Source organism: Burkholderia sp. AU19243, assembly GCF_018148075.1.
Lineage (GTDB): Bacteria > Pseudomonadota > Gammaproteobacteria > Burkholderiales > Burkholderiaceae > Burkholderia > Burkholderia latens_A.
Genome location: NZ_JAGSTV010000004.1, coordinates 191,628 through 204,845, shown reverse-complemented (window position 1 = coordinate 204,845; position 13,218 = coordinate 191,628). Strand labels below are relative to the sequence as shown.

At 69.9% G+C, this 13,218-nt stretch carries 9 protein-coding genes; 6 read left to right on the top strand and 3 right to left on the bottom strand.

Going from position 1 to position 13,218, the window contains the following annotated elements:
• Positions 1–114 precede the first annotated feature (114 nt).
• Entirely contained in the window at positions 115–1,923 is a 1,809-nt protein-coding gene (locus KDW55_RS09785; RefSeq protein WP_212160770.1) for a thiamine pyrophosphate-requiring protein, read from the top strand.
• Positions 1,924–1,983: 60 nt separating this feature from the next.
• On the opposite strand, the gene KDW55_RS09780 is transcribed toward KDW55_RS09785, so the two are convergent.
• Positions 1,984–3,762, bottom strand: coding sequence for a glycoside hydrolase family 15 protein (locus KDW55_RS09780; RefSeq protein ID WP_212197934.1), 1,779 nt, complete (start codon positions 3,760–3,762; stop codon positions 1,984–1,986).
• A gap of 5 nt (positions 3,763–3,767) precedes the next feature.
• Positions 3,768–4,751 carry an SDR family oxidoreductase gene (locus tag KDW55_RS09775; RefSeq protein ID WP_212197958.1) on the bottom strand — a complete coding sequence of 328 codons (984 nt, stop codon included), beginning with the start codon at positions 4,749–4,751 and terminating at the stop codon, positions 3,768–3,770.
• A 317-nt stretch (positions 4,752–5,068) separates the two neighbouring features.
• Here KDW55_RS09775 and coxB point away from each other — a divergent pair, with 317 nt between their 5' ends.
• Genes coxB through KDW55_RS09755 form a run of 4 tightly spaced genes read left to right on the top strand, consistent with a single transcriptional unit; the run spans position 5,069 to position 10,701 of the window.
• Complete coding sequence (gene coxB / locus KDW55_RS09770) at positions 5,069–6,097, top strand: cytochrome c oxidase subunit II (RefSeq protein ID WP_212197933.1); 1,029 nt, start codon at positions 5,069–5,071, stop codon at positions 6,095–6,097.
• Positions 6,098–6,110: 13 nt separating this feature from the next.
• Complete coding sequence (ctaD, locus tag KDW55_RS09765; protein WP_212197932.1) at positions 6,111–8,750, top strand: cytochrome c oxidase subunit I; 2,640 nt, start codon at positions 6,111–6,113, stop codon at positions 8,748–8,750.
• A complete protein-coding gene (locus KDW55_RS09760) occupies positions 8,747–9,148 on the top strand; it encodes a cytochrome C oxidase subunit I (protein WP_069242108.1) in 402 nt (133 codons plus the stop codon). Before ctaD ends, KDW55_RS09760 begins: the two co-directional genes overlap by 4 nt.
• The gene (locus tag KDW55_RS09755) at positions 9,145–10,701 is read left to right on the top strand and encodes a cytochrome c (protein WP_249181318.1); all 1,557 of its coding nucleotides are present in this window, start codon (positions 9,145–9,147) and stop codon (positions 10,699–10,701) included. The genes KDW55_RS09760 and KDW55_RS09755 overlap by 4 nt, the downstream gene beginning before the upstream one ends.
• 312 nt (positions 10,702–11,013) lie before the next feature.
• On the opposite strand, the gene KDW55_RS09750 is transcribed toward KDW55_RS09755, so the two are convergent.
• Positions 11,014–12,474, bottom strand: coding sequence for a TolC family protein (locus KDW55_RS09750; RefSeq protein ID WP_212160776.1), 1,461 nt, complete (start codon positions 12,472–12,474; stop codon positions 11,014–11,016).
• Positions 12,475–12,552: 78 nt separating this feature from the next.
• On the opposite strand from KDW55_RS09750, the gene KDW55_RS09745 reads away from it, so the two are divergent.
• Positions 12,553–13,170, top strand: a complete 618-nt coding sequence (locus tag KDW55_RS09745) for a TetR/AcrR family transcriptional regulator (RefSeq protein ID WP_212160778.1) — start codon at positions 12,553–12,555, stop codon at positions 13,168–13,170.
• The last annotated feature ends 48 nt before the right edge of the window (positions 13,171–13,218 follow it).

The window sequence follows — 13,218 nt, the reverse complement described above, 5'->3', positions numbered from 1 at the left end:
TCACCGCCGCCCCGATCTGCACGGCATGCGCCTTGCGCGCCGCCCCCGCAGCGCCGCGCACGGCAACGACCTGCGCGCGGCTCATCGGCTCATCCGGAACCAAGGAGAAACGGCATGGCAACAGTGGCGGATTTCATCGTCGAACGGCTGTACGACTGGGGCGTGCGCCGCATCTACGGCTACCCGGGCGACGGCATCAACGGCTTTTTCGGCGCACTCAATCGCGCCGAGGGCAAGATCGAGTTCATCCAGGCGCGACACGAGGAGATGGCAGCCTTCATGGCGTCCGCGCATGCAAAATTTACAGGCGAGCTCGGCGTGTGCGTCGCGACGTCGGGCCCGGGCGCCGCGCACCTCGTGACGGGCCTTTACGACGCGCGGCTCGACCACATGCCGGTGCTTGCGATCGTCGGCCAGCAGGCGCGCGCGGCGCTCGGCGGCCACTATCAGCAGGAAGTCGATCTGCCGGCGCTGTTCAAGGACGTTGCGGGCGCATTCGTCCAGCTCGCGGTGGTGCCCGCCCAGGTGCGCCATCTGGTCGATCGCGCGGTGCGCACCGCGCTCAGCGCGCGCACGGTCACCGCGCTGGTGCTGCCGAACGACCTGCAGGAGCTCGACTACGCGCCGCCGAAGCGCGCGCACGGCACCGTGCATTCCGGCATCGGCTACACGGCGCCGAAAGTCGTGCCGTACGCGGAAGATCTGCAACGCGCGGCCGACGTGCTGAATGCCGGCAAGAAGGTCGCGATGCTGGTCGGCGCGGGCGCGCTGCACGCGACCGACGAAGTGATCGCCGTGGCCGACCGGCTTGGCGCGGGCGCCGCGAAGGCGCTGCTCGGCAAGGCTGCGTTGCCGGACGACCTGCCGTGGGTAACCGGCTCGATCGGGCTGCTCGGCACCAAGCCGAGCTACGAACTGATGACCGAGTGCGACACGCTGCTCGTGGTCGGCTCCGGCTTCCCGTATTCCGAATTCCTGCCGAAGGAAGGCCAGGCGCGCGGCGTGCAGATCGACCTGAAGGCGGACATGCTGAGCCTGCGCTATCCGATGGAGGTGAACCTCGTCGGCGATAGCGCCGAGACGCTGCGCGCGCTGCTGCCGCTGCTGAACGAGCACAAGGACGCCGCATGGCGCGACCAGATCGCAAAATGGAACACCGACTGGCATGACACGTTGGCCGCGCGTGCGGCCGCGAAGGCCAGCGCGGGGCGCGGCGTGAATCCGCAGCGTGCGTTCACCGAGCTGTCGCCGCGCCTGCCCGACGACGTGATCCTGACGAGCGATTCGGGATCCTGCGCAAACTGGTACGCGCGCGACCTGATGATGCGGCGCGGGATGATGGGTTCGCTGTCCGGCGGCCTCGCGTCGATGGGTGCGGCGGTGCCGTACGCGATCGCCGCGAAGTTCGCGTATCCGGTGCGCCCGGTGATCGCGATGGTCGGCGACGGCGCGATGCAGATGAACAACATGGCCGAGCTGATCACGGTCGCGAAGTACTGGCGGCAATGGCCCGATCCGCGGTGGATCTGCATGGTGCTGAACAACGAGGATCTGAACCAGGTCACGTGGGAGCAGCGCGTGATGGAGGGCGATCCGAAGTTCGGCGCGTCGCAGCAGATTCCGAACGTGCCGTACTACCGCTTCGCGACGCTGCTGGGGCTGAAGGGTATCTACGTGGACGATCCGGAGCAGCTCGGCGCCGCATGGGACGAGGCGCTCGCGTCGGACCGCCCGGTCGTGCTCGAGGTGAAGAGCGATCCGGAGGTGCCGCCGCTGCCGCCGCACGTGACGCTGCAGCAGGCGAAGCATTTCGCCGAAACGCTGCTGAAGGGCGATGCGCGCGAAGCGAACGTGATCGTCGAGACCGCGCGACAGGTGCTGTCGGCCGTGCTGCCGGGCAACGGCGGCAAGCAGGAGTCGTAGCGAACGGCTCGCCGGAACCGCACGACGCGACTTTCGGGTCGTGCGGCGCGAGCCGGCGCGTCAGCCGATATCGACGTCGTCGCGGCCGTCGCCCTGCAACGCGAGCGCCGCGTTCACGAGCCCGACGTGTGCGAGCGTGAACGGAAAATTCCCGCACATGCGCCGCGCATGCAGGTCGTACTCCTCCGCCAGCAGCCCGACGTCGTTGCGCAGCCGCAGCAGCCGCTCGAACTGCGCATGCGCATCGTCGTCGCGGCCCTGCATCCGGTAAACCTGCGTGAGCCAGAAACCGGCCGCGACGAACGCGCCCTCGTCGCCCTCGCAGCCGTCCGCGAAATGTTGCGGCCGATAGCGGAACGGCAGGCCGTCCTCCATCAGCTCCCGCTCGATCGCGGCAACCGTCGCAACGACGCGCGGGTCGGACGCATCGAGCATCCCCGTCAGCGGAATCAGCAACAGGCTCACGTCGAGCCCGTCGCCGTCGTAGCGGTCGACGAAGCGGCCGAGCTTCGCGTGGTAGCCGCGCGCCAGCACGTCGGCGCGCACCGCGTCGGCCCAGCGCCGCCACACGTCGAGCGGCGCATGATGGCCGAACGTCTGCGCGGAGCGATATGCGCTTTCGACGGCGGTCCACACCATCACCTTCGACGACGTAAACCGGTGCCGGCCGCTGCGCACTTCCCAGATGCCTTCGTCCGGCTCGCGCCAGATCGTCGCGAGATGTTCGAGCAGGCGCCGTTCGAGCATCCACGCGTCGTCGTCGGGCGGCAGGCCGTGCCGGCGCGCCTGGTACAGCGCGCCGAGCACCTCGCCGTACACGTCGAGCTGCAACTGGTTGGCCGCCGCGTTGCCAAAGCGCACCGGCCGCGCGCCTTCGTATCCGGCGAGGTGCTCGGCGCGCCACTCCGCCGCGCGGCGGCCGCCGTCGCCCGCGTACAGCACCTGCAGCTGCGACGGATGATCGGCGATCGCGCGCACCAGCCAGTCGCGCCACTTCGCGGCCTCGTCGCGGTAGCCGCAGCGCACGAGCGCGCGCAGCGTGAAGCTCGCGTCGCGCAACCAGCAGAACCGGTAATCCCAGTTGCGCTCGCCGCCGAAGCGCTCGGGCAGCGAACTGGTGGGCGCGGCGACGATCCCGCCGGTGCGCACGCTCGACAACAGCCTGACCGTGATCAACGCGCGCTCGATCGCGTCGCGATACGGGCCTCGGGCGGCGTTGCAATCGGACCAGACGCGCCAGAACGCGTGCGTGTCGCGCAGCGACGCATGCGGATCGGGCACGGCCGGCGGCTGGTCGAACGAGCGCGCGTAGCTGATGCAGAAATCGACGCGTGCGCCCGCCGCGACCTGGTGCGTGCCGACGAGCCGGTCGCTCCGCACGTCGAGCTTCGCGTCGGTGTCGAGCCACATCGCGTCGCCGCCCGTCATCATCCGCCAACGACGGCCCAAGCGGCGGCACCACGGCAACGCGCTGCCGTAGTCGAAGCGCACGCCGAGATCGACGTCGATGTCGACCGTCCCGCGCTCGCCGCTCACGCTGCGGATCAGGCACGGATCGGGCGCGTTCCAGCTCATCCAGTCAGTGACCACGATGCACCCGGACGCGGTTTCGAAGCGCGTTTCGAGCACCGCGGTGCCGGGCAGATAGCGGCGCGTCGCCCGCGCGGCCGGCTCGTGCGGCGCGATGCGAAAACAACCGTTGTCCGGCGTGCCGACAAGCGCGGCGAAGCATGGCGGCGAATCGAAGTCCGGCCAGCACAGCCAGTCGATGCTGCCGTCGAGCGCGACAAGCGCGGCGCTGCGGCCGTCGCCGATCAGCGCGTGGTCCTCGATGCGCATCGCGCTCACCGGTCGATCTTGCGCGCGGCGACCCACGCGGCGGCGAGCATCGCGGCAATCGCGCCATACGCGAGCGCGCGGGTTGTGCCGAGCCCGGCCTCCGCGCCGGTGCGGCGTGCTTCGGCCCCGAACGCGCCGCGCGTCGCATGACGGCCCGGCACCGTACGCCACAGGTTCGACTCGCGCGGGCCGGCGAGCGTCTTGCGTTGCTGGCCGCGCACGGCCGTATATGCGAGATAGCGGTCGAAACAGGCGGGCGCGAGCGCATTCGCGACGATCGCGGCCAGCGACGACCAGCCCACCCAGCGCTCGCGGCCCGGATGCCGTGCGGCGTCGACGATCGCGTCGGCCGCGACTTCCGGCGCGTAGACGGGTGCGACCGGGCGCGGTTCGTGCGGCAACTTCGATTCGGCCCAGTCGAACTGCGGCGTATCGATCGCGGGCAACTGCACCATCGTCACGCGCACGCGGCTGCGCGCATGCAGAAGCTCGCAACGGAGCGCGTCGGTGAAGCCGCGGATCGCGTGCTTTGCGCCGCAGTACGGCGCCTGCAGCGGAATCGACCGGTATGCGAGTGCGGAGCCGACCTGCACGATCGTGCCGCGATTGCGCGCGGCCATCCGAGCGAGCGCGGCGCGCGTGCCGTTGACGCAGCCCAGATAGGTAACGTCGGTCACGCGCGCATAGTCTTCCGGGGAGATCTCGTCGAACGGCGCGAACACCGTCACCATCGCATTGTTGACCCACACGTCGAGCGGGCCGAGTTCACGCTCGATACGTTCGGCTGCCGCATCGAGCGCCGCCGCGTCGCTGACGTCCACGGCGACGGGCAGCGCGTCGACGCCATAGGCGCGCACTTCGCTCGCGGCGTCCTCCAGCGCCCCCGGATCGCGTGCAAGCAGCGCGACGTTGACACCAAGGCGCGCGAACGCATGGGCAGTCGCGCGGCCGACGCCGGCGCTCGCGCCGGTAATCGCGACGGTCTTCACGGTCGATTCCTCCGGATTTTCGGTCAAGGCCGGCGCGCCGCCGAGGCGGCCACGGATCTGCGCGCCGGAACGCGATCGACCCGAGCAAGCGACGTACCGCACAGCAGGACGGACAAGCGATCCACCCGTTCGGCCCAACCGCCCCCCGGATTTACAAGCGCGCTGTAACGCGCCGCGCCGCGTCTTCAGTGGCGGCGCCCGTCGCGTTCGTGCCGCGCACGCACGAAATTTGCTGCGCGACGAACGGTTTGTAGTCATGTCGTCGAATCCGGCAAGGAGTCGTATTGCGCGCCCCGCCGTTCCTGAAAGCACATCGTATGGTTTGCAGCGCCGTCGCCGCGTGCACCGTCGCGCCGGCGCTCGCGCACGCCGCGTCAGTGTCCGTGTCCGATCCGTCGAGCGCCCCGGCCGGCCCGTTGCCGCTCGCATACGTCGCGCATGCGGCGGGCCCCGCTGCGCGGCCGGTGTTCGTGCTGGGCTGGGCGCTGCTTGCGCTATGCACGTTCGTGTGCGTCGCGATCGCGGTGCTGCTGCTGATCGCGCTGTTTCGCCGCCGCGCGCAGCCGGGCGGCGGCCACGGCAGCGGGCTGACGATCGTGACGGTCGGAACCGCGATCTCGATCGTGCTGCTGTTCGGCGCGCTGGTGTACATGCTGCGCGTACTCGGCGCGGTCGCGTCTCCGCCGCGCGCGCCCGCACTGACGATCGTCGTGACCGCACACGACTGGTGGTGGTCGGTCCGCTATCCGGACGACGCAGGCGGCGCCGCGTTCGTCACCGCGAACGAGATTCATGTTCCCGTCGGCGAGCCGGTCGCGATCGACCTGAAGAGCGCCGACGTGATCCACGCATTCTGGGTGCCGCAACTGGCCGGCAAAACGCAGACGATCCCCGGCCAGACCAACCATCAGTGGCTGCAGGCCGATCGCGCCGGCGTCTATCGCGGGCAATGCTCGCAATACTGCGGCGCGCAGCATGCGCACATGGCGTTCGAAGTGGTGGCCGAGTCGCCCGATGCGTTTCGCGCATGGCTCGCCGCCCAGCGGCAACCGCCGCGGGCTCCGGCAACCGGCGCCGAACGGCGCGGCCAGCGCGTATTCGCCGCGCGCTGCGCGGGCTGCCACACGGTGCGCGGCACCGACGCGGCGGGCGACGCCGGCCCGGACCTGACGCATCTCGGCTCGCGCCGGCTGCTCGCCGCCGGCACGCTCGACAACACGCCCGACAACCTGCGGCGCTGGATCGCACAGGCGCAGCAGATCAAGCCGCGGACGCTGATGCCGTCGTTCGCGCTCGCGCCGCGCGACGCCGACGATCTCGCCGCGTATCTCGCCACGCTGCACTGAACGGAGGATGACGATGGCCGTTGCGCACGACACGCCCACGCGGCTTAGCCGCGTGCCGGAGCTCGGCGAAGCGCCGCCGGGCTCCGCGCACGAGCGCGAACTCGCCGCGCTGTGGGAATCGGAGCCCGGCTGGCGCGGCTGGCTCGGCACGGTCGACCACAAGCGCATCGGGCTGCGCTACATCGTCACCGCGTTCGCATTCCTGCTGCTCGGCGGGGTCGAGGCGCTGGTGATGCGCGTCCAGCTCGCGCGGCCCAATGCGACCGTGCTCACGCCCGCGCAATACGACTCGCTGTTTACGATGCACGGCGTCACGATGATTTTCCTGTACGCGCTGCCGGTGCTGTCGGGTTTCGCGAACTACCTGTGGCCGCTGATGCTGGGCTCGCGCGACATGGCGTTCCCGCGCCTGAACGCATTTTCGTACTGGGCGTTCCTGTTCGCCGGGCTGTTCCTGTACGCGAGCTTTCCGCTCGGCGCGGTGCCCGACGGCGGGTGGTTCAATTACGTGCCGCTCACGTCACTCGACTACAGTGCCGGCGCGAACATCGACATCTACGCGCTCGGGATGATCCTGCTCGGCATCTCGACGACCGGCGGCGCCGCGAACTTCGTCGTCACGCTGCTGCGGATGCGCGCGCACGGAATGTCGATCGACCGGCTGCCGATCATCGTGTGGGGCACGCTGACTGCGTCCGTGGCGAACCTCCTCGCCGTCCCGGCCGTCAGTCTCGCCTTTTTCCTGCTGTGGCTCGACCGCAATGCCGGCACGCACTTCTTCGACGTCGCGAACGGCGGGCGGCCGCTGCTGTGGCAGCACCTGTTCTGGATGTTCGCGCATCCGTGGGTCTACGTGGTCGTGCTGCCGGCGATGGGGATCGTGTCCGACGCGCTGCCGACCTTCTGCCGGCGGCCGCTCGTCGCGTACGAGGCGGTCGCGGTGTCGACGGTCGCGACGATGCTGATCGGCTTCGAGGTGTGGGTTCACCACATGTTCGCAACCGGCATCGCGCCGCTCGCGCTCGCGTTCTTCGGCGCGGCGAGCATGCTGATCTCGATCCCGAGCGCGGTCGCTGTGTTCGCATGGATTGCGACGATCTGGACCGGGCGCCCGGTGTTCCGCACGCCGTTCCTGTATTTCGCGGGCTTCGTGCTGATGTTCGTGATCGGCGGCGTGTCCGGCGTGATGACCGCCGCGGTGCCGCTCGACTGGCAGCTGACCGATACGTACTTCGTCGTCGCACACCTGCATTACGTGCTGCTCGGCATCAACGTGTTTCCGGTGCTCGGCGGCATCACGTACTGGTTCCCGAAGTTCACCGGACGAATGATGAACGAGCGGTTAGGCAAGCTGACGTTCTGGGTCGTGCTCGCGGGCTTCAACGTCGGCTTCTTTCCGATGCACATCTCCGGGCTGCTCGGCATGCCGCGCCGCATCTATACGTATCCTGCCGGGATGGGCTGGGACACGTCGAACCTGCTAACCACCGTCGGCTCGTTCGTTTTCGGCATCGGCATCGTGATGTTCGTCGTCAACGCGCTCGTCAGCGCGCGGCGCGGCGCGCGCGTCGGCGCGAATCCGTGGGGCGCGCCCGGCCTCGAATGGTCGGTCGCGTCGCCCGCGCCCGCATACAACTTCGCGGTGCTGCCGCTCGTCGCATCGCGGCATCCGCTGTGGGAAACCCACGACGATCCGCAACGCACGAGGCTGCGGGCCGGCTACCGGCTTGCCGACGGCCGCGAAGCGCTTGCGGTCACGCCGCTCGCCGCGAAGCCGAGCGCAATCCTGAAGATGCCGGACGACACCTGCGTGCCCTTCGTGCTCGCGCTCGCCGCCACCGCCTTGTTCGCGGCGATGCTCGTTCGTTCGCCGTCGCTCGTCTGCGCGGCCACGGCCGGTTGCGCGATCGCGACCACCGTGTGGCTGTGGCCGCGCCACACGCTCGGGCAGCGTGCGCGGCCGTCCGGTCGCGAGGACACGCAGGCGCCGTCGGCCCGGACCTTCCCGCATCCGGACGAAGCGCCATCGCCGGCGCTGCCGGCAGCCGCGCCGGCGGCGTGCGTCGAACCGCTGCCGGTCGGCAGTTGCGGCGAGCGCGCGGGCGGCTGGTGGGGCGTGCTGACGCTGATCGTCACCGAGGCGGGACTGTTCGGCTATCTGCTGTTCTGCTACTTCGACCTGCAGTCGCAATCGGCCGCACCTTGGCCGCCGGAAGGCATGCCGAAGATCGGCCTCGCCGTGGGCAACACGGCCGTGCTGCTGTCGAGCAGCGTGTTCGTGTGGCTCGCCGAGCGCGCGGTGCGCGCCGGCAAGCGGCCGCATGCGGTGGGCGCGCTCGCCGTCGCGCTGGTGCTCGGCATCGCGTTCACGCTCGTGCAGTTGCACGAATGGCGCGACCATCCATACGGGCCGGCCGCGCACCTTTACGGCAGCCTGTACTTCACGATCACCGGCTTTCACCTTGCGCACGTGGCGGCTGGCCTCGTGATCCTTGCGCTGCTCGCGGGCTGGACCGCCGCCGGCTTCTTCGGTCGCGAACGGCGCGTCGCGCTCACCGTCGGCGGGCTCTACTGGCACTTCGTCGACCTCGTGTGGCTGTTCATCTTCACCGCGCTGTACGTGTCGCCGTACTGGCTCAGGAGCGCGCGATGAACGGCACACGACACGCGTGGACTCCGTTGCTCGCGATCGCGGCCGGACTGATCGGCGCACCCGCGCTGTGGTTCGCGCAGATGCTCGCGTCGGAGACGCTCGCGTCGACCGCGTGCTATCCGCTCGGCGTCGCGCAGGCCGTGCCGCGCTGGTCGCACGTCGGCGTGTGGCTGGCGCTGATCGCCGCAGGCACGTTCGCGCTGGCGGCCGCGTTCGCCGCATGGCTCGCGCGCACGTGGCAAAGCGCGCATGATGCGAACACGCAGGCCTCGACGCGCGACGACAGCACGCGATTCCTCGCCCGCTGCGGGATGCTAGCCGCGGCGGGCTTCGTCATCGGCCTCGCATTCACGGGGATCGTCACCGCTTTCGTGGGGCCTTGCAGTCCATGGCGATGACCGGATCCGGTACGCACCCGAGCACGCGTCGCGGCGCGGGCATTGCGCTCGCGCTCGCGCTGTGCGCCGCACTTGCCGCATGCGACGCGCACGACGACGATCGCGCGACGTCTGCCGGCGATACGGCCGACGCCGCGTCGCAGGCGGAAGCGCCCGAGCCCGCATCGGGCTGGCGCTTCGTGCGGATTCGCGCGTCGGCAGCCGACACCGGTGCGTCGATGTCGGCACGCGTCAACGGCGATTCGCGGCTGGCCGCATCGCCTGCCGCGACGGCTGCGACGGCCGCGCCGCCCGATGCGTCGTCCGCCGCGGCCGCGCGGCGTCCGGTCGTGGCCGCTGCCGCCGCGAGCGCGGACGCCGCGGCGATCGCGCGCGGCCGCTACCTGGCGCTCGCCGGCGACTGCTCGGCGTGTCACGACGCGGCCGATCACACGCCGTACGCGGGCGGCCAGCCGGTGAATTCGCCGTTCGGGCCGATCTATGCGCCGAACATCACGCCGGACCGCACGCACGGGATCGGCAACTACACGCTGCGCGAATTCGACGATGCCGTGCGGCGCGGCGTGCGCGCGGACGGCAGCCGCCTGTATCCGGCGATGCCGTATCCGTCGTTCGCGCGCATGACCGACGACGACGTGCGCGCGCTCTATGCTTACTTCATGCGCGGCGTCGCGCCGTCCGCGAACGCGGCCAGGCTCACGCAGTTGCCGTTTCCGTTCAACCAGCGCTGGGCGCTCGGGTTGTGGAGTCTCGCGTTCGCGAACCGCGACCGCTTCGTGCCGCAGCCGTCGCGATCGTCGGAATGGAATCGCGGCGCGTATCTCGTGCAGGGGCTCGGTCACTGCGGCGCGTGCCACACGCCGCGCGGGCCGGCGTACAACGAGCGCGGCTACGACGAGCACAGCGCGGCATTCCTGACCGGCGGCGTCAACGATCACTGGTTCGCGCCGAACCTGACCGGCGCGGACCAGGACGGCCTCGGCCGCTGGAGCGTCGACGACGTCGCCGCGTTCCTGCGCAGCGGCCATGCGGTGCGCGGCTACGTGTTCGGCGCGATGGGGCCGGTCGTCGGCGAGAGCACGGCATTGCTGACCGATGCCGACCGCCACGCGATTGCCGTGTACCTCAAATCGTTGCCCGCGCAACCGACTGCCGCGACCAATCCGCTCGGCATCGGGGTGGCGCGGCTGACGCCCGCCGGGCCGCGCCCGGAAGGCGGCCAGCAGGCGCCAGGGGCCGGCGTGTATGCGGGGTTTTGCGCGCGATGCCATGGCGCGGACGGCACCGGCGTGCGCGATCACGGGCCGCCGCTGGTCGGCAATTCGGTCGTGCTCGCCGCGGATCCGACGAGCGCGATCCGGATCGTGGTGGAAGGCGCGCGGCCGGCGCCGGGTTCGGACGGGCCGGTGCGGCGGATGCCCGCGATGCGCGGCGCGCTGTCGAGCAGCGAAATCGCGGCGGTCGTCAGCTATGTGCGCGGCGCATGGAGCAATCGCGCCGCGCCGGTGTCGGAACAGGATGTAAGGCGGTTGCGGACGGAGATTCATCGATAGCGGCGTAGCCGGTGCACTGCCGGACCGGCTGCGTGTACGCTGCGCCCCGTCAATGGAATGCATGCCTGGTGCCGTCCGCGGCATTCCCGAATCAGTGATAGCGTCGCGACTCGACCGGATTCGACGAGCCGAACGACCGGGAGGCGTGGGTACCGGCGCGCGAGCGCGACATCGGGACCCGGAGGGTGCGGGGACGACGAACGTCTGCACCGCAGCTCATGTTTGGCCCCGCGCCACACCCGACGAAATCGGCGCCGCATCTCTCCATGTGGCTTTTCACCGCTTGCGCGCCGACGCCGATCCGCGCACCCGTTACCGGCTCGCAACAGCCTCGGTTGCCGGCGGCTGCCATCCGCCGCCGAGCGCCTTGAACGCGGCCACGGCCGCGCGCGCGGATTCGGTTTGTGCCTGCACGCGCTGGTCGGACGCGCGCAGCAAGCTTTCGTCGGCCTGCAACACTTCGATCAGGCTGACGACACCTTTCTGGTACGCCGCGAACGATGCGGCCCGCGCACGGCCGAGCGACGCTACACCGTCGGCGAGCACGGCTGCCTGTTCGTCGCGTTTGACGAGCGCCGATAACGCGTTTTCGACATCCTCGGTGGCGTGCAGCGCCGCGAGCCGGTACGCAGCCAGCATTTCGGCATCCTGCCCTTTCGCCTGCGCGATCTGCGCGTTGATCCGGCCGAAATCGAACAGGCGCCAGCGCAGGCCGAGCACGCCCGCAGCCTGGTTCGCGCCGCCTGCGAAGAGATTGCCCGCACCCATCGTCGTCGCGCTGCCGAGCAATCCGCTCAGCGAGAGCTTCGGGTAGTACTCGGCGATCGCCACGCCAATGCGCGCATTCGACGCCGCCACGCGCCGCTCGGCGGCGATCAGGTCGGGCCTGCGCGTGAGCAGTTCGCCGGGCGTGCCCGTCGCCGCGATTCCCGGCGCCGCCGGCACGTCGCCGTCGGCGCACAGTTCGGCGCGATGCGTGCCGGGCTGCGACCCGAGCATCACGTCGAGCGCGTTCATCGCCGCGTCGAGCGCCGCTTCGAGCACCGGCACCGTCGCGCGCACCTGCGCTAGCGCGCCTTCGGCCTGCCTGACCTGCAGCTCCGCCGCGAGCCCCTTTCCATACAGCAGATTGATGGTCGACAGCAGATCCTGCTCGGTCTGCACCTGATGCCGCGCGACCTTCAGCCGGCCCTGCAGCCCGCGGATCGTGATGTAGGTGTCCGCGGTTTGTGCGGCGACGGCGAGCCGCGTCGCGACCGCCGCCGCTTCGGATGCCTGATAGTCGGCGAGTGCTGCTTCGCGGCCGCGGCGCAATCCGCCAAACAGGTCCAGCTCCCAGCTCGCGTCGAGATCGGCCTCGTAGTCGTTGCCGTGGCGATCGAACCCGGGCGTCGCGTTCAACACCCGCCCCAATGGCGTTTCGACCGACTGGTACACGCGCGCGGCCTGCCCGCTCACGCTGCCCGACGGCAGCAGCGCCGCATTCGCCGCGCCGAGCCCCGCGCGCGCTTGCTCGACACGCGCCGCAGCCTGCGCGAGATCGAGGTTCTGCGCGAGCGCCAGCGTGATGAAGCGCGTCATCTGCGGATCGCCGAAGGCGGCCCACCACGCCGCGAGGTCGGCTTCTGCAGCCGCATGGCGTTGATCGACCGCGCTCTGGCCGTGGAACCGCTGCGGCATCGCGACGTCCGGCCGCACGTAATCGGGGCCGACGGCACACCCGGCCGACAGGATCGCGGCAAGCACCGCGGCAACGATGGGTTTGGGTAGCATGACGGTTTTTAGCACGAACATGGTAGTGACTATAATACCAAATGGTCACTCGTTGTCCATTCCTGTCAGCTGCAGCTCATGAAAAAAAACCTTCCTTCCGACGTCCCCGCGCGCGGGCCGGCCGACCACGACGTGCGGGATCAGATCGTCGTCGCGGCCACCGAGCACTTCAGCCGGTACGGCTATGAAAAGACGACTGTGTCCGACCTGGCGAAGGCGATCGGCTTCTCGAAGGCCTACATTTACAAGTTCTTCGAGTCGAAGCAGGCGATCGGCGAGATGATCTGCGCGAACTGCCTGCGCGAGATCGAGACGGAGGTGCGCGCGGCCGTTGCCGGCGCCGAGCGGCCCACCGAAAAACTGCGGCGGATGTTCAAGGTCTCCACCGAAGCGAGCCTGCGGTTGTTCTTCCGCGACCGCAAGCTGTACGACATCGCCGCGTCGGCCGCCACCGAAAACTGGCAGTCGGTGCAGGCCTACGAGGCGCGCGTGCAGCAATTGCTGCAGGACGTGCTGCAGGAAGGCCGGCAAAGCGGCGAGTTCGAGCGCAAGACGCCGCTGGACGAAGCCGCGACGGCGATCTACCTGGTGATGCGGCCGTACCTGAATCCGCTGCTGCTGCAATACAACCTCGACACGACCGACGCCGCGCCTGCCCAATTGTCGAGCCTCGTGCTGCGCAGCCTCGCCCCCTGAACCGGCCTCGCTTGTGACCATTGACTAATTTGGTCACAAGAACCACAA

Bases quoted from the DNA above. Each gene is read 5' to 3' on its own strand.
- KDW55_RS09785 (WP_212160770.1), top strand. From the start codon at position 115: ATGGCAACAGTGGCGGATTTCATCGTCGAACGGCTGTACGACTGGGGC.
- KDW55_RS09780 (WP_212197934.1), bottom strand. From the start codon at position 3,762: ATGCGCATCGAGGACCACGCGCTGATCGGCGACGGCCGCAGCGCCGCG.
- coxB (WP_212197933.1), top strand. From the start codon at position 5,069: ATGGTTTGCAGCGCCGTCGCCGCGTGCACCGTCGCGCCGGCGCTCGCG.
- ctaD (WP_212197932.1), top strand. From the start codon at position 6,111: ATGGCCGTTGCGCACGACACGCCCACGCGGCTTAGCCGCGTGCCGGAG.
- KDW55_RS09760 (WP_069242108.1), top strand. From the start codon at position 8,747: ATGAACGGCACACGACACGCGTGGACTCCGTTGCTCGCGATCGCGGCC.
- KDW55_RS09755 (WP_249181318.1), top strand. From the start codon at position 9,145: ATGACCGGATCCGGTACGCACCCGAGCACGCGTCGCGGCGCGGGCATT.
- KDW55_RS09750 (WP_212160776.1), bottom strand. From the start codon at position 12,474: ATGCTACCCAAACCCATCGTTGCCGCGGTGCTTGCCGCGATCCTGTCG.
- KDW55_RS09745 (WP_212160778.1), top strand. From the start codon at position 12,553: ATGAAAAAAAACCTTCCTTCCGACGTCCCCGCGCGCGGGCCGGCCGAC.